Origin of the sequence: Corallincola luteus, from assembly GCF_004336975.1 — a bacterium.
Taxonomy (GTDB): domain Bacteria; phylum Pseudomonadota; class Gammaproteobacteria; order Enterobacterales; family Neiellaceae; genus Corallincola; species Corallincola holothuriorum.
The window spans coordinates 215,071-238,191 of the sequence record NZ_SJXE01000005.1 but is presented as its reverse complement, the minus strand read 5'-3'; the positions used below and the strand labels follow the sequence as shown (position 1 = coordinate 238,191).

The following is a 23,121-nucleotide window of genomic DNA, read 5'->3' as shown; positions in this document are numbered from 1 at the left end:
CTCACTGATTATATTCTAGATGGCCCCCAAAATGGGTCGGCGGTTACCGCACGAAGTGTCGGTGCATCAGACATGAGCGGCTGTTTGCTAACCTTGACAAGCCAACCACGGAATAAATTAGCTCAATGCGAAGTTGAACCTTGCATTTCCATCTACCCATCCGCATAGTAGCGCGCCGCTGACTCAGGGTCAGCGGATCAGTTTTTCTAATAACAAAGGGTGTTGGCCAAGCACGACGCCCACGAGTCTTGAGCACGCTATGCAACCTTTAAAAAAAACCGCCTTTGCCAGCTTGCTGGCTGTCATCTCCAGCCAAACCAACGCCGCCGGCTTTCAGCTCAATGAGCACAGTGCCAACGGCCTAGGCCGCGCTTATGCCGGCGAGGGCGCTATCGCAGAAAATGCCGCGGTACTGGCAAGAAACCCAGCGGCGATGACGCTATTCGACAAAGCGCAGCTCTCGGTCGCCGCTACTTATATTAACCCTGAAGTAGATATCACTGGCCATACGACCAACCATTATGGCGAGCTTTATAATGGTGCGGCGGCTGGAGTCAACGCTGCCATTCCAGGCGCAGATCTTGCCATGGTGCAAACTGAATTCGATGCCAAACAGCAGGACATCGCCCCCGATGCCGTGGTACCAGCGATATACTATATTCGCCCAATCGATGAACAGTGGTTCTTTGGCTTCGGTGTGTTCTCCAATTTTGGTCTCAGTACCGACTACGATAGCCAGTCCAACACCAGCGAATTCGCCGATAAAGCAGAAGTAACTACCATCAATATCAATCCTAATCTTGCCTATCGGATCAATGATGAGTGGAGCATCGGTGGTGGCATAAACCTGGTTTATGCCGATGCAGAGATCGGTAGTACAACGCCGGAATATATGAACGGTTACGTGGCTCCGATAAACGACTATAACCAGATCGCCGAGCAAATAGGTGCACCCACCCTGCTGCCTGTTCCCGGCAATGCCACAACCTTGCGGATGAGTGGTGACGATTGGGCCTACGGTTGGAATATTGGCTTGCTTTGGCAGTTACCCGCAGGCACCCGTGTGGCGCTTAGTTATCGCTCAGAAGTTGAACTGGAGCTGGACGGTCACGCTGAATCCGATCTTTCTGCGGCCCTAAACGACAAAGGAACATTGGATCTGGATCTGCCCGCTATTACTGAGTTGGCCATTCACCAACCCATTAGCGGCCAATGGTCACTGCAGGCCAGCGCCGTATACACACAATGGGGCAGCTTCGACAAACTGGAAGCAAAACTGGATAACTTGGATGAGCCTGTCCATATCAAAGATGAATACTGGGATCATGCCTGGCGTCTAGCAGCTGGCGTTACCTATCTTGCGACGCCCGCCTGGACCCTTCGCGCTGGTTACGCCTATGACGAAACCCCGGTTGACGCCAAACATCGGACTTTAAGCATCCCGGATACAGATCGGCAATGGTTTACTTTAGGTACCAGCTATCAGTGGGATGAGGCTGTATCGTTTGACTTAGGTTATGCCTATCTTTACGGGCGAAAGGTCGATGTGAGTGAAGAGTTTGGCCTGACAACGACCAACCCAAACACCGGCGCTCCCATCCATATTCCGGTGAGCAGTTATCAGGGACAGTTAAACAGCGCTGACGCACACATCTTGTCAGCACAGCTTAATTATCAATTTTAGCAACAAGTCTCGACGAATTGGCCACAATAAGCCTGCTATCCTGCAGGCTTATTAAGTAGTGGCAAAATATTTCTCATCAACTCCGGCGTGGCAACCTCGACCGCTAAACGCCCCGCCTCAATCGCTTCATCGGCACGGTGAAACTCCATAGCACCGTAATCAGCCATCAATGGCGCAATCAAAGCATCCGCGGGATCACCAGCCATCCTTGCCCTTGTCACCCGGTCTTGCATGATGTTCAACGAATTAGAAAAGACCCCCAGCAAACTGGGCGAGCGAACTTCATCCACCGATGAACGCCGCAACATCTGCTGAATATAGTTACGCCCGTTCTCAAACAGCCCCATAAAGCCACTATGACCGTTACCCTTATTGGGCTTAAGCTCAGCGCTATCATCCGCAATATGCGGTTCAATGATGGCGCGATGAGTCCGATATTGCTGTGCGGCACGCACGTTGTTATCAGCATTCAAATTCACCGCTATCACCAAATCTGCGCCCATTGCGCGACAGAGTGACACCGGCACAGGATTAACCAAAGCGCCATCAATAAGCCAGCGCCCTTGATACATCTTCGGCGAAAACAGCACCGGCACGGCACAAGATGCCTTCACCGCGCTGATAAGATCGCCTTGTTGTAACCATACTTCGCGGCCACTATGTAACTCGGTCGCCACTGCCGCAAACGGTTTCGGCAGCGCTTCAAAACGTGTCTCGCCAATTAGCTCCGCCGCCTCATTAAACACCTTGTCGCCAGCAAGTAATCCACCTTTTGCTAGAGAAACATCAAAACGACTGACGATCCCCCAATGAGAAAACTCTCGCACCCATAACTCAAACTCGCTTAATCGACCATTACTGTAGGCAGCCCCCACCAAAGCACCGATCGAACAGCCCGCGATAACATCAGGATGGATCCCCATTTCTGCCAGTGCTTTCAGTACACCAATGTGAGCCCAGCCTCTGGCTGAGCCACTGCCTAATGCCACTCCGACCTTCAAGCCTTGAACAGCTTCTTTTGACATATCTCCGCGCCTTATAACTTGCTTATTTCAGCGATCACAAAACGAACCTCAAATAGATGCGATACCACATCAGTTGGTTTAGATTGGTATTCTCATATTTTCCACGGTGATGTCGTATCCCTATGTTCTTTTATGTTGCCCGGCAACCTATTCTGGATCGAGAAAAATCGCTTATCGGTTACGAGCTGTTATTTCGGGACAGCATTGAAAATGTATTCCCGCAAATTGACCCCCATGAAGCAACGTCAAGACTGCTGGCTGGTAGCCATTTTCACTTAGGTATCGACAATCTGACAGGTTCCGTACCTGCATTTATCAATTTTCCAGAGATGTCGATACTGGTCAAGGTACCAGAACTACTGCCAAATAATCAGGTCGTTATCGAGCTATTGGAAAGTATTGCTCCAAGTCATGAATTAAAAGCGATCTGCCAACAGCTTAAGCAGAAAGGATATAAAATCGCGCTGGATGATTTTGTTATGCAACCCCATTGGTTGCCAATATTACCCTACGTTGACATGGTCAAAATCGATTTTAGAGCCACTTCAATCGACGATATTCAAAGCACCTGTGATCAACTGGCCAGTTTTGACTTAGAACTACTCGCCGAAAAGATAGAAACCCATGATGAATTCAATTTCGCCATGACGCTTGGCTTTGATTACTTTCAGGGCTATTTCTTCAGTGCACCGGAAGTGTTAAAAACACGGGCATTGAAGCCAAATGAAATAAACTTGGTAGAACTACTCGCCAAATTAGGACAAGAGAGCTGCGACTTTAATGAACTAGACACCATAATCCAACGTGATGTGTCGCTGACCTATAAATTGCTCCGCTACGTTAACTCTTCCTTTTTCAACCGTCGACGGGAAATTAACTCGATCCGCCAAGCATTGGTTTATTTAGGGGAGAATGAGATAAGGAAGTTTATTGCCTTGTTAGCCGCTGCCAATTTGGCAGAGGACAAGCCCAGTGAACTGATCCGATTATCAATTACCCGTGCCCGATTTTGCGAATTGATTGCACAACAACAAGCACCCGAGTATGCATCAAAAGCCTTCTTGCTAGGTCTCTTTTCCCTTATCAGTGCCATTCTCGATGAGCCCATGGATAAGGTAATGTCGAAACTGCCACTTTCTGACGAAATAAAACTCGCATTACTAAAAAGGAAAGGCCCCTTAGCTAACTACCTCTCCCTAATTCTTGACTATGAACGTGCCGTATGGGACGGAGTCAATGCACTCTCCTCAACCATTGGCGTAGATACTGGACAATTACCAGAATTCTATATGGATGCCGTAGGCTGGAGTAATAGCCTGCTTGAGCAGTAATTCATTGAATCGGCGGCCGGTAGAACGGCCGCTTCTACGCTTTGTGCTAACCCCTGACTACTCGTTTATTTTTATATCCACTTTTATCTCACCCGATTTATACGCAAAATTTACCGATTAATAGTGAAAAAAGTGATCTAAATAGTAAATTTCTTGCACCATAATGAATATCTATTATTATATTTAGACTCGAAGTCCACCGATAATATTAATATAAGGAATATTCATGAGCGATTTTCTGAAAATCCTGAGCCATGCTCGTCGTCTTAAAAGTTCAACTGAAGAGCTTACTGTTGAACAACTATTGGAAGTTAAGGAAAAACTTCAGAAGATCATTGATGATCGTGTCGCTGCCGAAGAAGAAGAAAAGCGCGTTAACGCAGAAAAAATTGCCAAGATTGAAAAGTATCGTGAAATGCTTGCCGCCGATGGTATTCAGCTCGACGATCTTACTGACGGTGTTGCTGCCGCGCCAAAAGCTAAAACAAAGCGTGCGCCTCGCCCTGCTAAATATGAAATTTGGAACGACGCTGGTGAGCGCATTACCTGGACAGGTCAAGGCCGTATGCCAAACGTATTCAAAGTACGGGTCGATGCTGGCGAAGCCTTGGATACTTTCTTAATTAAGTAATCCTCCAGTTAAAGAAAAAAAACCTGCTAATAAGCAGGTTTTTTTTTATCTTTTACTTGTTCAGCCTGACTTTACTTTAACCAAGTAGATGCTTGTTCTGGTAAGCCGATGACACGGTCAAGCACATAGACGGAGGCGTCGTCAGCCATTCTGACAAATTGACCTCCGCGCTGACTATCTAGCGCGCCCAACAATATATCTTTCTCATAACCACCAGCAGACTTAAGTGAAACGCGCCAAGCACTGCCTTTCCCTTCGCCGGGTGGAAGCATATCTAATGACTCATAGTTGCGTGGTAAACTGGTTTCCGCGGCAATCACTTTGGCATGAGCCAACTGCTGAACTAAATTGGCCAAAGGCATAATTTCAATTGTACGGCCGCTGTGTTTATCTACCCAACCGTTTTCAACCCGCTCAGCATAAATCACCGAATCATTGGCAGGGTTCACTACTTCAACGGTAACCAATTTTTCTGAGCCATATTGTAAGGCGGGTAAAAAACGCTTTTTCTCTGGGACCTCATCATTGTCAATCACCAACAATATAGCCCCCATCAACAAAGCTACCCCCAATGACCATCCCATCAATGCCATACGCTTCATAGACCAACGACTCCTAGATATAACCTGAGACTGAAACTTTGGCCGCAAGTATACGCGCTAATGAATGTTTGTTGCAGCCAATCTCGATGGCAAGCAAAATAGTGTATTGGTTAATTCTCTGTTGAGGCTCAAATGCGCCGATTGCTGCTTCCGGCTCTACTCCTGACGCTATCAGGTTGTTCCGGCTATTCCCTGCATACTAATTTGGATAAACAAAACTTTGACGATTATTACCGCCCCTCCTCTGTCACCGTCTACACTGCCGAACAGTTAACTGACTTAAACTATAAAGAGCTGGGTCCGGTACAGGGCGAAAGCTGTCGCAACAGAAGCGATCTCCCACCAGCACAGGCCAGCGACGCGAGAACGCAAGCTAGAACCAGCGCAGCGGAAATGGGCGGCAATGGCGTCACGTTTAGCCAGTGTTTAACCTTAACTGGCGATGATTCCTTGCCTGGCTGCATCGATAGCATCATATGCATCGGCACCGCCTTAGCCGTTGAGGCTCCGTAGCCATGAGTGAGCACCTGATATCACCGGTTGCTTTGATCCATACCCCCTACCAACAGAAGTTTGCCATTCCTCGGCAACCCGGCTTAGTCAGTGCCGCAGAAGCAACATTGGAACTGCTCCCCCCCTACGACAACCCGGAATGTGTTCGTGGTATCGAAGCATTTAGCCACCTTTGGCTACTGTTCAAGTTTCATCAAACGGCAGAACAGGGATGGAAGCCCTTAGTCAGGCCGCCGCGCCTAGGCGGCAATACTAAAGTCGGGGTATTTGCATCACGTTCAACCTTTCGTCCGAATGCCATGGGGCTCTCAGTGGTAAAACTGCTGGCTGTGGATATTACTCATGGCCGCGCTAGCTTGCGCTTGCAAGGGGTTGATCTGGTTAACGGCACACCAATTTATGACATTAAGCCTTACCTGCCCTACTCGGATGCGATCAACGAGGCCGCCGGCGGCTTCGCTGACAGCCGTCCAAACAGTGAAATGACGGTGTTATTTACGCCTGAAGCGGCGCAGCAGTTAGCCCATCACCAACAACGGTATGCCAACCTGCAATTACTTATCGAACAAGTGTTACAACAAGATCCACGACCAGCCTATAAACAAAGAGTGGTCGCTAGCCAGAATTACGGTATGGCGCTTTACGACCTCAATATAAAATACCGAGTTGAAGCCAAAATAACGGAAGTACTGGAGATCTACAGTGACTGAAAACGTGCCTCCAGACTACCAGTCCCAGCATAAAAAGCGGCTCTCTTACATGCCATGGCTTTACTATCGTTTAAAACCAAAACATAAACTGTGGGCGCTAGCGTGGCAGCAACAGCAACAGGCTGAACTCATGGCTTTGGAGACCATCCAGTTTGGTGAAGATTGCTTTGTTGCTCCGGAAGCGAACCTATTTGCAGAGCCAGGTCGCCAAATAACCATAGGGGATCGCACCGCGATTGCCGCAGATACGTTTATCCACGGCCCCCTGACCCTGGGGCGCAACGTAGGTATCAACCACGGCTGTTCTTTTGATGGTGGCCGACATGGCATCACCATTGGTGATAACAGCCGAATTGCCAGTGGCGTCGCGATCTACGCCTTTAATCACGGCTTAGCCGCAAACGCGCTAATAGATCAACAACCGGTTAACTCCCAAGGGGTCGTACTAGGCAAAGATGTTTGGGTTGGTAGCCGAGCATGCATTAGAGATGGTGTTGAGATTGCAGATCACGCGGTAGTCGGCATGGGCGCAGTGGTCACCAAAAATGTTCCCGCCTATGCGATTGTCGCTGGCAACCCAGCACGGATCATTGGTGACCGACGCGACAAACCCGATGCACACCCAGACTATCTAGCAGCAAATTAGAAAATGCACTTAACCCGAACCATCTTTCACCATATTAGCAATAGTCCAACAGCAGTTCTGTCGGCTAGCCTCTGCCATATACTGAGACCGTAAAATGACTAAATCCAGACGCCTATTCAGCACCTGCTGCTTCACATATTTGACCACCCTATGCACGATCGCTTTTTCAGCGACAGCCATCGCGTCGAAAATATTGCCTTTGCCACCATTACCTGAGCCAGTCGCTAATAACGCCGTGGCATTGGTCAACACCAAGCAAGGGGACTATCTGGTCAGCATGATGGGACTAGGGGAGGCAAAAAACCATACAGATGTGCACAATAAAGGCTGGCAACTGGCGTTATCACAAAAGCCGGATGGTTGGCAGCGAACTCCGGATGTTCCCAGTTCATTAAGTTTGAAAGGCCGCCTAGCGTCAGTTGCAGCAACGCTACCGGGCGAACTGCTCCTATTTGGTGGATATACTGTCGCCGCAGATCACAGCGAAATATCAACCCCGGATGTATACAGCTATCGTCCGGACATTAAGCAGTTTGAACAACTCGCCGATATGCCGGTACCTGTGGATGACAGCGTGGCCCTGAGTTATCAGCAGCGCTATATCTACCTGGTTAGTGGCTGGCATAACCATGGCAATGTCGATCTGGTCCAGGTCTATGATCGCTTGAATAATCGCTGGTTTAACGCCACCCCCTTTCCGGGCGAGCCGGTATTTGGCCACGCCGGCGCCATTGTGAACAACCAACTGCTGATCTGCGATGGCGTCAAGGTCGCTGCCATTGTTGATGGGCGACGTCAATATGAGGCCGAACGCGCCTGTTACCTTGGCCAGATCGATAACGAAGATCCAGCAAAAATCAGCTGGCAAACTGCACCACACTTCGCTGGCAAAGCGCGCTATCGCATGGCCGCGATAGGCAGCCAACAGCCACAGGGTAAAACTGGCTTTTACTTTGTCGCCGGCTCCGAAAACCCATATAACTATAACGGCACCGGCTACGATGGCGTAGCAGCGCCAGCGTCATCCCGGGTCGATTTCTTTGACTTAGCTAGCGGCGACTGGCAACAACTGCCAGCGCGCAGTGTCGCCACCATGGATCATAGAGGATTGCTTGAATGGCAGGGGCAGCTACTGACAATTGGCGGGATGAACGACAAGCAACAGGTGATCGACAAAATCATTCGTTATGAAGTCGCTAACTAAGCTTTTTTGCAAGCGCCAGCGTTGTTACACTATCGCCAATTTTTTAATCCTGATCCGGAAAACCCATGCGTACGACTCAGTACTTGCTGTCAACTCTGAAAGAAACACCATCTGACGCCGAAATCACCAGTCATCAATTGATGCTTCGCGCAGGAATGATCCGTAAATTGGCCTCGGGCCTCTACACCTGGCTACCAACCGGATTACGCGTATTGCGTAAAGTCGAAAAGGTGGTTCGTGAAGAGATGGAGCGTGCTGGCGCTATCGAAGTTTCCATGCCCGTCGTTCAACCTGCCGATTTATGGGAAGAGTCTGGCCGCTGGGAACAGTTTGGCCCAGAACTATTGCGTATTACAGATCGCCATAACCGCCCATTTGCCCTGGGGCCTACCCACGAAGAGGTGATCACCGAGTTAGTGCGGAAAGAGGTTAGCAGCTACAAGCAACTGCCGCTAAACCTGTTTCAGATCCAAACCAAGTTCCGCGATGAGGTTCGCCCCCGTTTTGGTGTGATGCGCGCCCGAGAGTTCTTGATGAAAGATGCATACTCTTTCCATCTAAGCGAAGAGTCACTGCAGCAAACTTATGATGTGATGTTCCAGGCGTACTGCAATATATTTAAACGGTTAGGGTTGGAATTCCGCCCCGTACTAGCGGATACAGGCTCAATCGGTGGTAGCGTGTCCCACGAATTCCACGTCCTGGCTGAATCTGGCGAAGATGCGATCGCTTTTGCCAGTGACAGTGATTACGCCGCGAATATCGAGATGGCAGAAGCTGTAGCCCCTGCCGGCGAACGTGCTGCGCCAAGCCAAGAAATGACTCTGGTGGATACGCCGAAAGCGAAAACCATTGACGAGCTAGTGACACAGTTCGATCTGCCGATCGAGAAAACGGTTAAAACACTGTTGGTAAAAGCCGCAGAAGAAGCTGAGGCAGAATTGATCGCACTGATCGTTCGCGGTGATCACGATCTAAATGAACTTAAAGCTGAGAAACTAGCACAAATTGCTAGCCCGCTAGAGTTTGCCACTGAAGATGAGATCCGTAAGCTTATCGGCGCCGGTCCAGGATCATTAGGCCCAGTTAACCTCAAGGTACCTTGTGTGATTGACCGCTCTGTCGCCCAGATGTCAGATTTTAGCGCTGGCGCCAATATTGATGATAAACACTACTTTGGCATCAACTGGGAACGTGATCTCGCTCTGCCTGAAATCGCTGATCTGCGGAACGTGGTAGAAGGCGATATCAGCCCTGATGGCCATGGCACCCTATCGATCAAGCGCGGTGTCGAAGTCGGCCACATATTCCAACTGGGCAGCAAGTACAGCGAAGCAATGAAAGCGGGTGTACTCAATGAACAAGGCTCACATCAGGTAATGACCATGGGCTGTTATGGCGTCGGCGTATCGCGCATTGTCGCCGCCGCAATCGAGCAGAATCATGATGACAATGGCATTATCTGGTCTGATGGTCTTGCACCATTCAACGTCGTTGTACTGCCGATGAATATGCATAAATCTGCACGGGTAAAAGAGGTTGCAGACAAACTGTATGCGGATCTTAAAGACGCTGGCATCGACACGCTATTTGATGATCGTAAAGAGCGTCCAGGTGTCATGTTCGCAGATATGGAACTGATTGGCATTCCTCATTGCTTAGTGATCGGTGAACGCAACCTTGATGAAGGTGTAGTGGAGTACAAGAATCGTCACAGCGGTGAAAAACAGAAAATTGCGATTGATGAGGTGGTGAACTTCATCACTCAGCAAGCATAAACTTTCACCTCTACCTCCCATCAATGGCGGCCTTTCGGTCGCCATTTTTTTGCCTCAGATAGCATTTTTAGTTCAATAACTAAGGCCTAATTGTTAAGCCTAAAAGCTAGCTCACAACCTGACGACAGACGCAGACTATACTCGGATAAACAATCACTAGAGGACAAACTGTTTGGTTGCAACGAGCTCACAGTCCCCCACCTGTGCCCTACTGCTAACTGGTGGCGGCGCCCGCGCCGCGTATCAAGTTGGCGTTCTGAAGGCTATCGCTTCTCTGTACCCAAGAAATCATGCCATCCCCTTTCCTATCATATGTGGCACCTCTGCCGGTGCGATTAACGGTACGGCGTTGGCCTGTTATGCCTCCTGTTTTCATTTAGGGATCCGCAAACTAGAGTGGGTATGGAAAAACTTTCGCATTAATCAGGTCTATCGCACCGACTTGTGGGGGGTATTTGGTCACCTGTTACAGAACATCATGTCCAATTTCCAGGCCGATTATGCATACAAACGCCCCGTATCATTATTAGACAATGCACCGTTAAGAGAGCTACTTGAGTTCGTTCTCGACTTCAAACGCATCGATCGCAATATAATCAACGGCGCGCTAAAAGCGCTGACGGTGACGGCATCTTGCTACACCAGTGGCGACTCAATCTGCTTCTTTCAAGAGGGGCAAAATCGCGCCGGCTGGCAACGTGCCCGACGATCCGGCGTGCCGACCATCATTAACCCGCAACACTTAATGGCCTCCTCGGCTATTCCAGGCATTTTTCCGTCGGTTAGGATCAATCAAGCCTATTTTGGTGACGGCTCAGTCCATCAGTTAGCCCCCCTCAGCCCCGCCGTGCATTTAGGTGCAGATAAACTATTTGTGATCGGCGTTGAGAAACCAATGGCCACGCAGTACCGGCCAAAACCAGCCCATCATCCCAGCATCGCCACTGTCGCCGGTCACCTTCTGGATACCGTCTTCGCTGACACACTGAACTCCGATTTAGAGCGCTTGCACAGGATCAATAACACCTTGAGTAAGATCAGCCCAGAGCAACGTGACGATTTGCAGCTAAGAGAGATTGAGACCTTAGTGATCAACCCTACCCATGATTTTCGCCAGGTCGCTGCCGAATGCTACTCACAGTTGCCCCTCACCATCCGCAGTATGCTCAAACTGATCGGCGTTAACCGCCATTCCGAATCGAGTCTGGTCAGTTACCTCATGTTCGAACAAAGCTATTGCCAACAACTGATAGAAATTGGCTATCAAGACGGCATTGCCCAGCGAAAAAATATCCGTGACTTCTTAGGTCAATAATTAGGCGGCAAATCTTTGCCAACGTGATTTAGTTCAGCGGCAAGTCAAACGTCAACGGTTCGACACTCGAGATGAAATCCACCAAATAATTTCCATACAAAGCTGTTTTAATTGAAAAAAGTATATTCGGCACTTTTCTTGCTTTAGTTTTAGCGAATGAAGTAGGAGTGTGTTGTGGAAAATCTATATCTAATCGAAAGTCATAGTGTCAGCGAAGCTGATTTTCGTCGCGCGGCCTATATTCCGCCTTTCGCCGCCGAAGAGCTGTTGGATAGCCAGAATCTCTCTGATCGACTGCAAACAACGCTAGAAATAGAAGAACTATTAGAGATTTTCGCCGAATATGCAGCCACCCAAGTCAATTTTGCCAGTATGACTTTTCATCGTACTGATTTTAAGCATGTGGTTGCCTATTCCGAACACTCAAAGTTTGCTCATCATTTTGCTTTAGCGATCGCTGGACGTCAGCTTGGGCATATTTGTTACAACAGCCTGTCGCCACTATCGCCACTGCAACTGGAACAGTTAGCTCGTCTTCATCGGCAGCTGATATTTCCTTTGAAAAACAGCATCACCTTCCTCGAATTGAAGCAATCGGCACTAAAAGACAGCCTTACGGGCTTAGGCAATCGCAGTGAATTTGAGGACAACCTTCCACGCCTGCTAGCACAAGCGCAACGTAGCGGTATTGCATTGCACCTGATGGTGTTGGATCTCGACCGGTTTAAGCTGATCAATGACCAAGAGGGCCATCTAGTGGGTGATGAGGTACTCGCTAGCTTTGCCAAGATCATTAAGCGCTCGGTTCGTGAAGCAGACAGTGCATTTAGATTGGGCGGTGATGAGTTTGTTGTTTTATTGTTCGACGGTGATGATGAGGTGCCGCAAACCATCAGCCGACGCATTCAGGATGGCCTGCTCAGTGAAAAAACCCTGCGCCGCCTAAAGGTCTCAACCAGTATCGGTTGCGCCCGCTTTCGCCCCGCTGACAGCGTCAGAACGCTCTTTGAAAGAGCTGACCGAGCGCTTTACCAGGCAAAAGCCAATGGACGTAACTGCTTAAAACAGGCCTAATCGAAGGATAATAGGGGAGCGTCAGCTCCCTTAGCTTACACTGCTAACTTCGCTCGCCGGCACTAAGGGCGAGATAATCTGAGCCTGACCCCTTCGCCTTCAATCTGCGCAAACTCTTCACAGATCCAGAGTCCGACCGCCGCCACCAACTCATCATCATAGTAAATCAATGGCACGGATTCTCGTTGCCAGGGCGGCACCCGATACTCATGAAATAGCTTTTTCAAAGGACGACTCCCCTTTCGACCGTGGGGGCGGCAAGTCGGGTTTCCTGAACGAAACCTGACGCTAACACATTCATTTTGTGGCAGCTTAAGCGTTTGCATGTCAGCTGTACCCTGCACTTGACGAGTCACTTCGAGCGTTCCTAAGCCATAGGGTAAAACCAGCGATGAGCGACAGTCCCATGGCAATATCAGCGACGTTAAATCCCTAGCTGATTGCTGTTCAACCAAATACAGCTGATGGCGATAACGACGAACACAGCTCCCTGACCAACACACCTCCGGTGACGCGTCCTGCCGCTCAACCAATAAGCTGCTTAGCATATTACTTAACTGTGCTTCGCTGGGCATCTGGGCGCCCTGCTGTTTAAGCCAACTGCGTAACAGATACGCTTGACGTAGCGGCGTCAGCTCCCTCAGATAGGTAATATTCAGAGCATTTTCACAGGAAACAGCAGCCGCGAGATCTGCAGCGACAAACTCCTGCAGAAGCAGTTCTTGCTCAGCACAGAGGCGAGCGCTACGTGCCATGGTTCGGTCGATACTCGGCCAACGTTGACGTAGCAAGGGAAGCACCTGATGACGTAAAAAATTGCGGTCAAACAGCAGATCTTGATTACTCTCATCCTCAACCCAGTGTAATCCTTGCTGCTCAGCATATTCAGCAAGCTCGTCGCGGGAGACTGAGAGTAAGGGCCGCCCTACCATTAACCCTGGTTTAAGTTCGCTCACAGTAGCCATAGCGGACAGCCCAGATGGCCCTGAGCCACGTTGCAATCGCTGCAGAAAGGTTTCGCTTTGATCATTGAGGTGATGGGCAGTCAACAACAAAGCGCGCTTAGGCAACTGTTGTTGAATGGCGTTATAGCGTGCCTCGCGCGCTTCAGCTTCCAAACTTAGCCTCGGGCCTTGCTTTGGTCTAACCTGACAAATCTTTACTGGCAGCGACAATTGCTGGCACTGTGCTTCACAAAACTGCGCCCAAGCCTGAGCATTTTTACTGAGTCCGTGATCTACGTGAATCGCAGACATCGGCAGTAAACAAGTGTTGTCGGCGTGCCAGTTGGCCAGCAGGTGCATCAAGACCACAGAGTCCAAGCCACCACTAAGCGATACCCAAACAGACGTCGCCTCGACCTGAGTAATGAGCGCCTCAACTTGTTGCTTGAAAATCGATTTCAGTGCACTAGCCATAAATTATCGATATTTGAAATCACGGTATAAACCATTGGGATCAAAAATGGGCGCCTATGCGCCCATTGCTCATCAATTTCGTGGGGTTAACAGTAACCGTAGCCCATCAAACGCTGATAACGCTGCTCAAGCAGTTGCTCTGTCGTTAGCCCCTTGAGCGCTGCCAGATCAGAGAGTAATTTCGCTTTCATCGTTTCGGCCATCTTATCCGTATGGCGATGAGCGCCGCCCATCGGCTCTTCTAGCACCGCGTCTACAAGTTTCAACTCATGCAGACGGGAAGCTGTGATCCCCATGGCTTCAGCGGCATTAGGTGCCTTATCTGCACTCTTCCACAGAATCGAAGCACAACCTTCTGGCGAAATCACTGAGTAAGTACTGTTTTGCAACATATTAACCCGGTCGCCCACACCAATAGCCAGCGCGCCACCTGAGCCACCTTCACCAATCACGGTACAGATAATCGGCACCTTAAGTCCTGCCATCACCTTCAGATTACGGGCAATCGCTTCACTTTGACCACGCTCCTCTGCGCCGACACCGGGGTATGCCCCAGGGGTGTCGATAAAGGTAATAATCGGCATATTGAAACGCTCAGCCTGCTCCATCAGGCGCAGCGCCTTACGATAGCCCTCAGGCTTAGGCATACCAAAGTTGCGGCGCACCTTCTCTTTGGTCTCACGCCCTTTCTGATGACCAATCACTACCACGGGTTGGCCATCGAGGCGTGCTGTGCCACAAACAATAGCCGGATCATCAGCAAATGCACGATCCCCAGCCTGCTCGTCGAACTCAGTAAATAACAGTGGAATATAATCCAAAGTGTAAGGGCGCATAGGATGACGGGCTAATTGTGAAACCTGCCATGGGCCTAAGCCAGAAAAGATCTTTTTCGTCAAATCATCGCGTTTTTGGCGCAGGCGATTGATCTCTTCCTCGAGACTGATATCAACCTCGGTGCCTTTAGCCACAAGTTGTAATTCATCAATCTGCGCTTCAAGTTCAACGATCGGCTGTTCAAAATCTAAAAAATTCAAGCTCATTGCATTCGCTACCGCAAGTCGGCCACACCCTCGAAATATAGGATGCGACGATTAAAATTCCAGCTCAACCTGTTCTTCGCCGAGCATTTCTCTTAATTCATATAGCAATTTATCGCAGGGGGTAACCCGCCATTGCGTGCCCAATGTGAGTGTAGCCTCAGCTTCATCACGGACATATTGAACACTGACAGGACAAACACCTTGCCAATGTTGTTGTAAAATCTGCTGCAAACGATTTTTTCCGGATCCTTCCAATTGTGCTTGTTTCACTTTTAATAACAAGTTTTTGGCGTATTTTTCTCTGGCTTCAGAGATATCCATCAAATCGCGGACGGTCATTCTAAGGCCGCCGGAGAAGTCATCAAAGCTGACCTCTCCCTCGACGACTAGGATCCGGTCTTTTTCCAATTGCTCCTGATAGCGTTCGAAGGCTTCAGAAAACAGCATCACTTCCAGTCTGGCACTGCGATCGTCTAAGGTGAGTAACCCCATACGAGTGCCTTTTTTAGTCATCATCACCCGTACGCCAAGCACCAAACCGGCAGTCGTTACCGTTTTACCGCGCCCAGTAGGGCGCAAGTCGGCCAAGCGGCCAGAAGTGAACCTCTTAAGCTCTTTCAAGTAACGGTTGATTGGGTGACCAGTAAGATAAAGTCCCAGAGTCTCGCGCTCACCTTCAAGCCATACTTCTTCTGGCCATTTCGGTGCACTGACAAAATGTTGAGTCACATGTTCATCGGCACTGGCCAATAACCCAAACAAGTCGTCTTGCCCTTGAGATTGGGCCTTATGATGCTGATCCGCAGCTTTCATAGCATCAGGTAAAGTAGCCATCAATGCCGCCCGGTGCGGTCCGAGATTGTCCATCGCTCCCGATTTAATCAACTTTTCCAGGATCCGACGGTTGATCCTCTTCAGATCAATACGAGCACAGAAATCGAACAGGTCTTTGAATGGACCGCCCTCTTCCCGAGCTTCAATAATCGCCTCAATCGGTCCCTCACCCACGCCTTTCACAGCGCCGATACCGTAGATGATAGCGCCCGCTTCATCGACACTAAAACGGTATTGCCCCGCATTCACATCGGGCGGACGCATGGTCAGCTTCATGCGACTGACCTCATCAACCAAGGTAACAATTTTGTCGGTGTTATCCATATCCGCCGACATCACCGCGGCCATAAACTCCGACGGGTAGTGGGTTTTCATCCACAAGGTTTGATAAGACACTAAAGCGTAGGCGGCTGAGTGCGATTTATTAAATCCGTATCCGGCGAACTTTTCCACCAAATCGAAGATCTTCATCGCCAGATCAGGATCGATGCCATTGTCCGCAGCGCCACTTTCAAAGGTCGAACGCTGCTTCGCCATCTCTTCCGGCTTTTTCTTACCCATGGCTCGACGCAATAGATCCGCGCCACCGAGGCTATAACCGGCCAACACCTGGGCGATCTGCATCACCTGTTCCTGATACAGAATAATGCCGTATGTGGGCTGTAGGATCGGTATTAGCGATTCGTGTTGGTACTTAGCATCCGGGTAGGACAACTCCTCATTACCCAGCTTACGATCAATAAAGTTATCTACCATGCCTGACTGCAACGGCCCGGGTCGAAACAATGCCACCAAGGCGATCATATCTTCAAAACAGTCAGGTTTTAGACGTTTAATGAGATCCTTCATGCCGCGGGATTCCAACTGGAATACCGCGGTGGTTTCATGCCTCAACAGCGTCTTAAAGCTGGCAGGATCATCTAACGGGATCGATTCAATACGTACTGGCGGCAGATCTTGCTTGGCGCGAGTATCATTCACCATATCCAGTGCCCACTGGATAATGGTCAGCGTCCGTAACCCCAGGAAGTCGAACTTAACCAAGCCTGCGGTTTCAACATCATTTTTATCGAACTGGGTGACAGGGTTTTTACCTTCATCATCACAGTACAGTGGAGAAAAGTCAGTAATGGTGGTGGGCGCGATCACCACGCCCCCAGCATGTTTACCAGCGTTACGCGTCACCCCTTCGAGGATCCGTGCCATATCAATCAGTTCACGAACATCGTCATCTGCGGCGTAGATCTCAGGTAACTTGGGCTCAACTTCAAATGCCTTGGCCAAAGTCATCCCCGGATCACCAGGAACCAATTTCGAGATCCGATCGACAAAGCCGTAAGGATGCCCCAGTACCCGCCCCACATCACGGATAGAGGCTTTCGCAGCCATGGTACCGAAGGTAATAATCTGTGATACCGCTTGGCGACCATACAGCTCGGCAACGTGATCGATCACTTCATCACGGCGATCCATACAAAAATCGACGTCAAAGTCAGGCATCGATACCCGTTCAGGGTTAAGAAAGCGTTCGAATAGCAGATCAAATTCTAGTGGATCGAGGTCGGTAATTTTAAGGGCGTAAGCGACAAGTGAGCCGGCACCAGAGCCTCGCCCGGGGCCTACTGGGATATTATTGTCTTTACTCCACTGAATAAACTCGGCAACGATAAGGAAGTAACCAGGAAAGCCCATCTGATTAATCACGCCAAGCTCGATATCTAGACGTTCATCATATTCGGGACGCTTTTCCGCACGCTCTTTCTCATCAGGAAAAAGAAACTCAAGGCGCTCCTCTAATCCCTCTTCCGATACTTTGACCAGGTAATCTTCGGTGGTGAGATCGCCAGTTGGAAAATTGGGTAGAAAATATTCCCCTAACCGGACGGTTACATTGCAACGCTTGGCGATCTCAACACTGTTCGTCAACGCCTCAGGAACATCGCTGAACAGGTCACACATCTCCGCTTCGCTGCGCAGGTATTGCTGCTCGCTATAGCGTTTTGGACGACGCGGGTCCTCTAAGGCAAAACCATCATAAATAGCCACCCGCACTTCGTGCGCTTCGAATTGCTCAGGCTCTAAAAACACCACATCATTCGTTGCCACGACGGGGACATCGGCCTGTTGCGCCAAAGCCACAGCCATATGTAGATAGCTTTCTTCATGGGGACGCCCGGTGCGCACCAACTCTAAGAAGTAACTATTCGGAAAATATTTTTGATAGAACTCGAGACACGCTAGGGCCTGCGGTTCGTTGCCCTTAAGCAATGCCTTCCCTACGTCCCCTTCCCGCGCACCCGACAAAATGATTAAACCTGCCGCATGTTCCACCAACCAATCACGATCTATCACGGCACGATCTTGAATATGACCCCGCTGATAGGCCTTAGAGATCAGAAGTGTCAGATTTTTATAGCCGTCATTATCGGCACATAGCACGGTTAACCGGCAAAGCTCATCCTCAAATCCCGGCACTTGAACCCAAAAGTCGGCCCCAATAATTGGCTTAATCGCGTTACCTTGGCTGTTGCCATAAAATCGCACCAAACCGCAGAGATTCATCTGATCTGTGATCGCAACGGCTGGCATGCCGAGTTCTTTAACCCGGCTGATAATGGGGCCAATTTTCTTCAAACCATCACACATGGAGAAATCACTGTGGACGCGAAGATGAACAAATTTCGGATCAGTAGACATATAGCGTCTCTATTATTCGGATAACGCCAGAATGCGTTTCACAGGCTTAAAGCTACGTCGATGCTCGGGAGTGACGCCATGCAACTCGATGCGCTCAAGGTGCAGTTTGGTGGGGTAACCTTTATGTTGGGCAATAGCATAGTCAGGATACTTTTTATCCAGCAACAGCATCTCTCGATCCCGAGTCACTTTAGCGACTATGGAGGCAGCACTGATACAAGCCTCCAAGCCATCACCACCGACCACAGCGCGAGCAGGAACGCTTAACTCTGGGCAACGGTTCCCGTCAATTAACGCCATCTCAGGCTGAATAGTTAACCCTGAAACAGCTCGTTGCATGGCAAGCATGGTGGCGTGCAAAATGTTGAGCTCGTCAATCTCAGCCACTGACGCTCTGCCAACGGCATAGCAAATGGCTTTATTGATGATCTCGTCAAACAAGAGTTCGCGCTTTTTTTCCGACAACTTCTTTGAATCATTAAGCCCTGCAATAGGCTGCTGCGGATCGAGGATCACTGCCGCGGTTACCACATCACCAATCAAGGGGCCTCGGCCTACTTCATCGACACCAGCTATCAGCATTCTTATGATCCCATTACGTTAATAACAGCGGCGGCAGCACTAGCGCTCGCCCCCTGCCGCAGAGCGAGGTGCAGTGACTCAAATTGTTGGGTCATATCAGAGCTGTCGCTACTGAGCAATTGATGCAAAGTCTGATAAAGTTTTTCTGGCGTAGCATCGTGCTGTAACAACTCTGGCACTAAGGGCGCGTCAGCCAGTAAATTGGGTAAAGAAACATAATTCACTTTGACCAGTTTTCTCGCTAACCAATAGGTCATTTCACTGACTTTATACGCGACAACCATAGGACGATTAACCAGCATCGCTTCCAATGCCGCTGTACCTGACGCCAACAAAATGGTGTCAGCTGCCGCCATCACTTCACGGGACTGCCCATCAAAGCAGGCAAACAGGCCCTCGGCACCAGGATACTGTGCAACGATCTCATGATATTGAGCTTTGCGGGCTTCATTGGCGAGGGGCATTAAACAGGTTAAATCGGGTAGGCTCTTCTTTAGCCGTAGTGCAGTTTCGATAAACGTAGGCAGCAGTTTTTCCATCTCTCCACCACGACTGCCAGGTAACACCGCTAGGTATAGCCCCTCAGCAGGTAATGAAAGCACTTGCCTAGCCTGGGATTTATCACTGTTCAACGGGATCTCATCTGCTAGCGGATGACCAACAAACTCACACGCCACATGGTGTCTATCATAAAACGCCTTTTCAAATGGCAAAAGCGACAGTACAAGATCCGTCGCCTTATCTATTTTGAAAATACGTTTGGGACGCCAAGCCCACACAGATGGACTGACATAATGAACTGTCTTTATTCCTTTAGCCTTTAAGCGCTTTTCAACTCCAAGGTTAAAGTCAGGCGCATCAATGCCAATAAATATATCGGGAGAAAGGTCATATAGGCGAGTTAACAGCTGGCGGCGAACCCTAAGCAGTTCGGGCAAATGTTTAATCACTTCAAACAGGCCCATGACAGACAAGGTCTCCATCGGAAACCAGGTTTCAAAACCCGCAGCGAGCATTTTGGGGCCGCCAATGCCAACAAACTTAGCGTTAGGACAACGCTTTCTTAATTCAGTGATTAGCCCTGCACCAAGAATGTCGCCGGACATCTCTCCGGCGACAATGGCGATAACAGGTGAAGAGAGTACAGCAGTGCTATCGGACGATGCCACGTTCACTGCCCATGACAAACTCTGCTAAAGGACTTATTTCAGCGCATTCATCGGCCATCTCAAAAAGTTTTGGCTTTGCTTCTTCCAAAGTCAGATTTTGACGGTATATAACTTTATATGCCCTACGAATAAGGGTAATAGCCTCTTTGGAAAAGCCGCGCCGCTTAAGCCCTTCAACATTAATACCATGGGCATTATCGCCTCTTGCCATAACATAGGTTGGCACATCTTTATGCACAGCTGAGGCACCAGCAATAAACGCGTGGTCACCGACCTTAACAAACTGATGAAATGCAGATAGACCGCCAACGATAGCATGATTACCGATTTGAACGTGGCCAGCCAAAGTTACGTTGTTTGCCAAAATGACATCATCACCCACAACACAGTCATGACCAATATGCACATACGCCATAAACAGACAACGATTGGCTATCCGGGTAACCCCTTTATCCTGCACCGTTCCTCGATGGATAGTGACACATTCACGAACAACGTTATCATCCCCCATCACCAGTTCGGTCGGCTCGCCAGCGTACTTCTTATCTTGGCAATCCTCACCGACTGAGGCGAACTGAAAAATTTTATTCCGTGCGCCAATCCTCGTGGGTCCCTTGATGACCACATGGGATCCAATCCAACTGCCTTCTCCAACCGTCACATTGGCAGCAATATAAGTAAAAGGGCCAACCTCTACATTGGCACCAATGACTGCACCAGACTCGACCAATGCAGTAGGATGAATATTGGCAGATGCATCAATCACAATTATGCCTCGCGTATCGCACACATAATTTCAGCAGAACAGACAATGTGACCATCAACTTTCGCCACACAATCAAATTTCGCCATGCCACGACGAGCTTTCAGTAATTCCACTTCCAAGTGAACAGTGTCACCAGGTACGACAGGGCGTTTAAATCGAGCATTATCGCAGGAGGCAAAATAGTAAATGGTATTCTCATTTGGCTTGTCGGCAGCAGACTTGTAACCCAAGATACCAGTCGCCTGAGCCATCGCTTCCAAAATCAATACGCCAGGAAAAACAGGCTTCTTAGGAAAGTGCCCCGGAAAGAAGTTCTCGTTATAAGTGACATTCTTAATCGCATGTAACCACTTGCCGGCTTCATAATCCAACACACGATCAATCAGTAGAAAAGGATACCGATGGGGTAGATGATCCAGGATATCCTGAATATCCATTGCCTTTGATTCAGACAAGGGGAACTCCTCAAATGTTTAAAAATGATAGAACAGATTAATCTTCACGCTTCAGTGCGTTGAGCTCGTCTTCTAATACTTTAATACGGCGATACATTTCATCTAGCTTAGGAAAACGCGCAGCGTTTTTACGCCACTCTTTATTAGGTAGCGTGATCACACCGGAGCTATAGACGCCAGGTTCTTTGGCTCCACGCATCACCATACTCATTCCAGAATAGTGCACATTGTCAGCAATTTCGATATGACCATTGATCACCGATGCACCGCCTATGACGCACTGTTTGCCTACAGTGACGCTGCCAGCAAAAGTTGTCGCCCCCGCAACCGCCGTTCTTTCGCCCATAACAACGTTATGAGCAACATGGCAGTGATCATCAATAATAACGCCAGAATGGATCACGGTATTCTCCAATGCTCCGCGATCCACGGTAGTACAGGCACCAATCTCAACATTATCACCAAGTATCACCTGACCGGTCTGGGGAATACGCACCCAGTTGCCCGCATCATTAGCATAGCCAAAACCATCAGCCCCGATCACTGCGCCACTGTGAATACGACAAGCAACACCAGTATGGGTGCGATGATACATAACGACATTGCTGAATATACGGGTTTCAGCACCGATCTGGCTGCAGTGGCCTATATAGCAATTGGCGCCGATTCTTGCACCATCAGCAATGATGCTACCCGGCTCGATGACGGTATATGCGCCAACAGAGACCCCCTGCCCCAACGTCACGTCATCCAACACGGCTGTAGGATGAATTCCTTGAGAAGGCTCTGGTGAGGTATCTAGAAGCTGTGCGGCCTTCGCATAACCCAAATAAGGGTTAGCCATCACAATTGCGTTGGTCGGGCATAGTTCAGCTACCGCGGGTGCAACTATCACCGCACTAGCGGAGCAAGCCTGCAACTGCTCTTTATATTTGGGATTAGTTAAAAAAGCGACCTGACGGTCGCCTGCACTGTCTAAAGATGCGACCGATTCAACTTCAACCGTACCATCGCCAATAAGTTTCGCACCTAGATGCTCAGCAAGCTCAGATAAAGTAAACGTCGGCATAGCGATCCCTATTTAGTTTTTGCCAGCTCAGCAATCACTTTATCTGTGATATCAGTGTTGTCTGCAGCATAAACTAAGGCATTGGTGTTAAACACCATTGCCAGGCCTTCTGCTTTAGCGACCTTATTTATGGCATCCTGAACTTGTAGCAAAAGCTTATTCCGTTCATCAGCTTGGCGGCGGCGATTATCTTCCTCCAGCGCCTTTTTCTTCAATTCATACTGAGACTTCAAACCTTCCAGTTGGCGTTCTAAAGCAATCTGCTCATTTTCGCCCATCAAAGCACCATCTTTTTGTGCCTTTTGAACAATACCCTGCATCTCACCTTCTAAACGCTTTAACTCCTCAACGCGGTCAGCAAATTCACGTTTAAGGATATTGCCAATCTCATCTTTCTGCGGCATCTCTTGTAATACACGAGGCATATTGACATAGGCCACAGTATCAGCTGCTACGGCCATGTTAGAAATCAAAGCGAACGCCGCCAATGCAGCAAAAACCAACTTTTTCAAAGGATGCTCCTTTATAGTATTAATAGGCTTCCATCAGCCTGTAAATCTAGCACTCAGAGTGTA

Annotated in this window: 21 protein-coding genes; 10 read left to right on the top strand and 11 right to left on the bottom strand. The window is 49.1% G+C overall.

The features are described 5' to 3' along the window. Positions 1–259 precede the first annotated feature (259 nt). Positions 260–1,684, top strand: coding sequence for an outer membrane protein transport protein (locus EZV61_RS12195; protein WP_131415888.1), 1,425 nt, complete (start codon positions 260–262; stop codon positions 1,682–1,684). Between the two features lie 35 nt (positions 1,685–1,719). Here the strand turns inward: EZV61_RS12195 and rssA are convergent, their stop codons facing one another. Next, on the bottom strand, positions 1,720–2,709 hold the full coding sequence (gene rssA / locus EZV61_RS12190; RefSeq protein WP_131415886.1) for a patatin-like phospholipase RssA: 990 nt from the start codon (positions 2,707–2,709) through the stop codon (positions 1,720–1,722). Positions 2,710–2,831: 122 nt separating this feature from the next. Between rssA and EZV61_RS12185 the strand changes: the two genes are divergently transcribed. Both EZV61_RS12185 and EZV61_RS12180 read left to right on the top strand, forming a co-directional pair. Next, positions 2,832–4,040 (top strand): EAL and HDOD domain-containing protein, encoded by a 1,209-nt coding sequence (locus tag EZV61_RS12185; RefSeq protein ID WP_131415884.1) that lies wholly within the window; start codon positions 2,832–2,834, stop codon positions 4,038–4,040. A gap of 226 nt (positions 4,041–4,266) precedes the next feature. Next, the gene (locus EZV61_RS12180; RefSeq protein WP_114339014.1) at positions 4,267–4,671 is read left to right on the top strand and encodes an H-NS family histone-like protein; all 405 of its coding nucleotides are present in this window, start codon (positions 4,267–4,269) and stop codon (positions 4,669–4,671) included. 71 nt (positions 4,672–4,742) lie between these two features. On the opposite strand, the gene EZV61_RS12175 is transcribed toward EZV61_RS12180, so the two are convergent. Then, on the bottom strand, positions 4,743–5,273 hold the full coding sequence (locus EZV61_RS12175; RefSeq protein WP_130567330.1) for a hypothetical protein: 531 nt from the start codon (positions 5,271–5,273) through the stop codon (positions 4,743–4,745). A gap of 132 nt (positions 5,274–5,405) precedes the next feature. Here EZV61_RS12175 and rcsF point away from each other — a divergent pair, with 132 nt between their 5' ends. The 7 genes from rcsF (at position 5,406) to EZV61_RS12140 (ending at position 12,513) form a co-directional block, all read left to right on the top strand. Then, the gene (gene rcsF / locus EZV61_RS12170; RefSeq protein WP_131415882.1) at positions 5,406–5,786 is read left to right on the top strand and encodes an Rcs stress response system protein RcsF; all 381 of its coding nucleotides are present in this window, start codon (positions 5,406–5,408) and stop codon (positions 5,784–5,786) included. A 2-nt stretch (positions 5,787–5,788) separates the two neighbouring features. Further along, the gene (tsaA, locus tag EZV61_RS12165) at positions 5,789–6,496 is read left to right on the top strand and encodes a tRNA (N6-threonylcarbamoyladenosine(37)-N6)-methyltransferase TrmO (RefSeq protein ID WP_131415880.1); all 708 of its coding nucleotides are present in this window, start codon (positions 5,789–5,791) and stop codon (positions 6,494–6,496) included. A 49-nt stretch (positions 6,497–6,545) separates the two neighbouring features. Next, complete coding sequence (locus EZV61_RS12160; protein WP_131415945.1) at positions 6,546–7,142, top strand: acyltransferase; 597 nt, start codon at positions 6,546–6,548, stop codon at positions 7,140–7,142. A 94-nt stretch (positions 7,143–7,236) separates the two neighbouring features. Then, positions 7,237–8,346, top strand: coding sequence for a Kelch repeat-containing protein (locus tag EZV61_RS12155; RefSeq protein ID WP_240695201.1), 1,110 nt, complete (start codon positions 7,237–7,239; stop codon positions 8,344–8,346). A 65-nt stretch (positions 8,347–8,411) separates the two neighbouring features. Continuing rightward, entirely contained in the window at positions 8,412–10,124 is a 1,713-nt protein-coding gene (locus EZV61_RS12150) for a proline--tRNA ligase (RefSeq protein WP_114339010.1), read from the top strand. A 172-nt stretch (positions 10,125–10,296) separates the two neighbouring features. Continuing rightward, positions 10,297–11,439: a patatin-like phospholipase family protein gene (locus tag EZV61_RS12145; RefSeq protein ID WP_114339009.1), complete on the top strand. Its 1,143-nt coding sequence runs from the start codon at positions 10,297–10,299 to the stop codon at positions 11,437–11,439. Between the two features lie 174 nt (positions 11,440–11,613). Continuing rightward, positions 11,614–12,513, top strand: coding sequence for a GGDEF domain-containing protein (locus EZV61_RS12140; protein ID WP_131415877.1), 900 nt, complete (start codon positions 11,614–11,616; stop codon positions 12,511–12,513). A gap of 62 nt (positions 12,514–12,575) precedes the next feature. Here the strand turns inward: EZV61_RS12140 and tilS are convergent, their stop codons facing one another. From tilS to EZV61_RS12095, 9 genes are all read right to left on the bottom strand, one after another. After that, entirely contained in the window at positions 12,576–13,931 is a 1,356-nt protein-coding gene (gene tilS / locus EZV61_RS12135) for a tRNA lysidine(34) synthetase TilS (RefSeq protein ID WP_131415875.1), read from the bottom strand. 86 nt (positions 13,932–14,017) lie between these two features. Further along, positions 14,018–14,974, bottom strand: coding sequence for an acetyl-CoA carboxylase carboxyl transferase subunit alpha (accA, locus tag EZV61_RS12130; protein ID WP_114339006.1), 957 nt, complete (start codon positions 14,972–14,974; stop codon positions 14,018–14,020). A gap of 51 nt (positions 14,975–15,025) precedes the next feature. Next, positions 15,026–18,505, bottom strand: a complete 3,480-nt coding sequence (gene dnaE, locus EZV61_RS12125; RefSeq protein ID WP_131415873.1) for a DNA polymerase III subunit alpha — start codon at positions 18,503–18,505, stop codon at positions 15,026–15,028. Positions 18,506–18,517: 12 nt separating this feature from the next. Beyond that, a complete protein-coding gene (gene rnhB, locus EZV61_RS12120; protein ID WP_131415871.1) occupies positions 18,518–19,087 on the bottom strand; it encodes a ribonuclease HII in 570 nt (189 codons plus the stop codon). A gap of 2 nt (positions 19,088–19,089) precedes the next feature. Then, positions 19,090–20,256: a lipid-A-disaccharide synthase gene (gene lpxB, locus EZV61_RS12115; RefSeq protein ID WP_267897004.1), complete on the bottom strand. Its 1,167-nt coding sequence runs from the start codon at positions 20,254–20,256 to the stop codon at positions 19,090–19,092. After that, positions 20,240–21,022: an acyl-ACP--UDP-N-acetylglucosamine O-acyltransferase gene (gene lpxA / locus EZV61_RS12110; RefSeq protein WP_131415869.1), complete on the bottom strand. Its 783-nt coding sequence runs from the start codon at positions 21,020–21,022 to the stop codon at positions 20,240–20,242. Before lpxA ends, lpxB begins: the two co-directional genes overlap by 17 nt. A 2-nt stretch (positions 21,023–21,024) precedes the next feature. Further along, positions 21,025–21,459 carry a 3-hydroxyacyl-ACP dehydratase FabZ gene (gene fabZ / locus EZV61_RS12105; RefSeq protein WP_114339001.1) on the bottom strand — a complete coding sequence of 145 codons (435 nt, stop codon included), beginning with the start codon at positions 21,457–21,459 and terminating at the stop codon, positions 21,025–21,027. Positions 21,460–21,514: 55 nt separating this feature from the next. After that, a complete protein-coding gene (gene lpxD / locus EZV61_RS12100) occupies positions 21,515–22,546 on the bottom strand; it encodes a UDP-3-O-(3-hydroxymyristoyl)glucosamine N-acyltransferase (protein ID WP_131415867.1) in 1,032 nt (343 codons plus the stop codon). Between the two features lie 8 nt (positions 22,547–22,554). Continuing rightward, on the bottom strand, positions 22,555–23,058 hold the full coding sequence (locus EZV61_RS12095) for an OmpH/Skp family outer membrane protein (RefSeq protein WP_131415865.1): 504 nt from the start codon (positions 23,056–23,058) through the stop codon (positions 22,555–22,557). Between the last annotated feature and the right edge of the window lie 63 nt (positions 23,059–23,121).

Excerpts from the sequence above, each read along its gene's own strand:
- EZV61_RS12195 (WP_131415888.1), top strand. The coding sequence starts at position 260 with ATGCAACCTTTAAAAAAAACCGCCTTTGCCAGCTTGCTGGCTGTCATC.
- rssA (WP_131415886.1), bottom strand. The coding sequence starts at position 2,709 with ATGTCAAAAGAAGCTGTTCAAGGCTTGAAGGTCGGAGTGGCATTAGGC.
- EZV61_RS12185 (WP_131415884.1), top strand. The coding sequence starts at position 2,832 with ATGTTCTTTTATGTTGCCCGGCAACCTATTCTGGATCGAGAAAAATCG.
- EZV61_RS12180 (WP_114339014.1), top strand. The coding sequence starts at position 4,267 with ATGAGCGATTTTCTGAAAATCCTGAGCCATGCTCGTCGTCTTAAAAGT.
- EZV61_RS12175 (WP_130567330.1), bottom strand. The coding sequence starts at position 5,273 with ATGAAGCGTATGGCATTGATGGGATGGTCATTGGGGGTAGCTTTGTTG.
- rcsF (WP_131415882.1), top strand. The coding sequence starts at position 5,406 with ATGCGCCGATTGCTGCTTCCGGCTCTACTCCTGACGCTATCAGGTTGT.
- tsaA (WP_131415880.1), top strand. The coding sequence starts at position 5,789 with ATGAGTGAGCACCTGATATCACCGGTTGCTTTGATCCATACCCCCTAC.
- EZV61_RS12160 (WP_131415945.1), top strand. The coding sequence starts at position 6,546 with ATGCCATGGCTTTACTATCGTTTAAAACCAAAACATAAACTGTGGGCG.
- EZV61_RS12155 (WP_240695201.1), top strand. The coding sequence starts at position 7,237 with ATGACTAAATCCAGACGCCTATTCAGCACCTGCTGCTTCACATATTTG.
- EZV61_RS12150 (WP_114339010.1), top strand. The coding sequence starts at position 8,412 with ATGCGTACGACTCAGTACTTGCTGTCAACTCTGAAAGAAACACCATCT.
- tilS (WP_131415875.1), bottom strand. The coding sequence starts at position 13,931 with ATGGCTAGTGCACTGAAATCGATTTTCAAGCAACAAGTTGAGGCGCTC.
- accA (WP_114339006.1), bottom strand. The coding sequence starts at position 14,974 with ATGAGCTTGAATTTTTTAGATTTTGAACAGCCGATCGTTGAACTTGAA.
- dnaE (WP_131415873.1), bottom strand. The coding sequence starts at position 18,505 with ATGTCTACTGATCCGAAATTTGTTCATCTTCGCGTCCACAGTGATTTC.
- rnhB (WP_131415871.1), bottom strand. The coding sequence starts at position 19,087 with ATGCTGATAGCTGGTGTCGATGAAGTAGGCCGAGGCCCCTTGATTGGT.
- fabZ (WP_114339001.1), bottom strand. The coding sequence starts at position 21,459 with ATGGATATTCAGGATATCCTGGATCATCTACCCCATCGGTATCCTTTT.
- lpxD (WP_131415867.1), bottom strand. The coding sequence starts at position 22,546 with ATGCCGACGTTTACTTTATCTGAGCTTGCTGAGCATCTAGGTGCGAAA.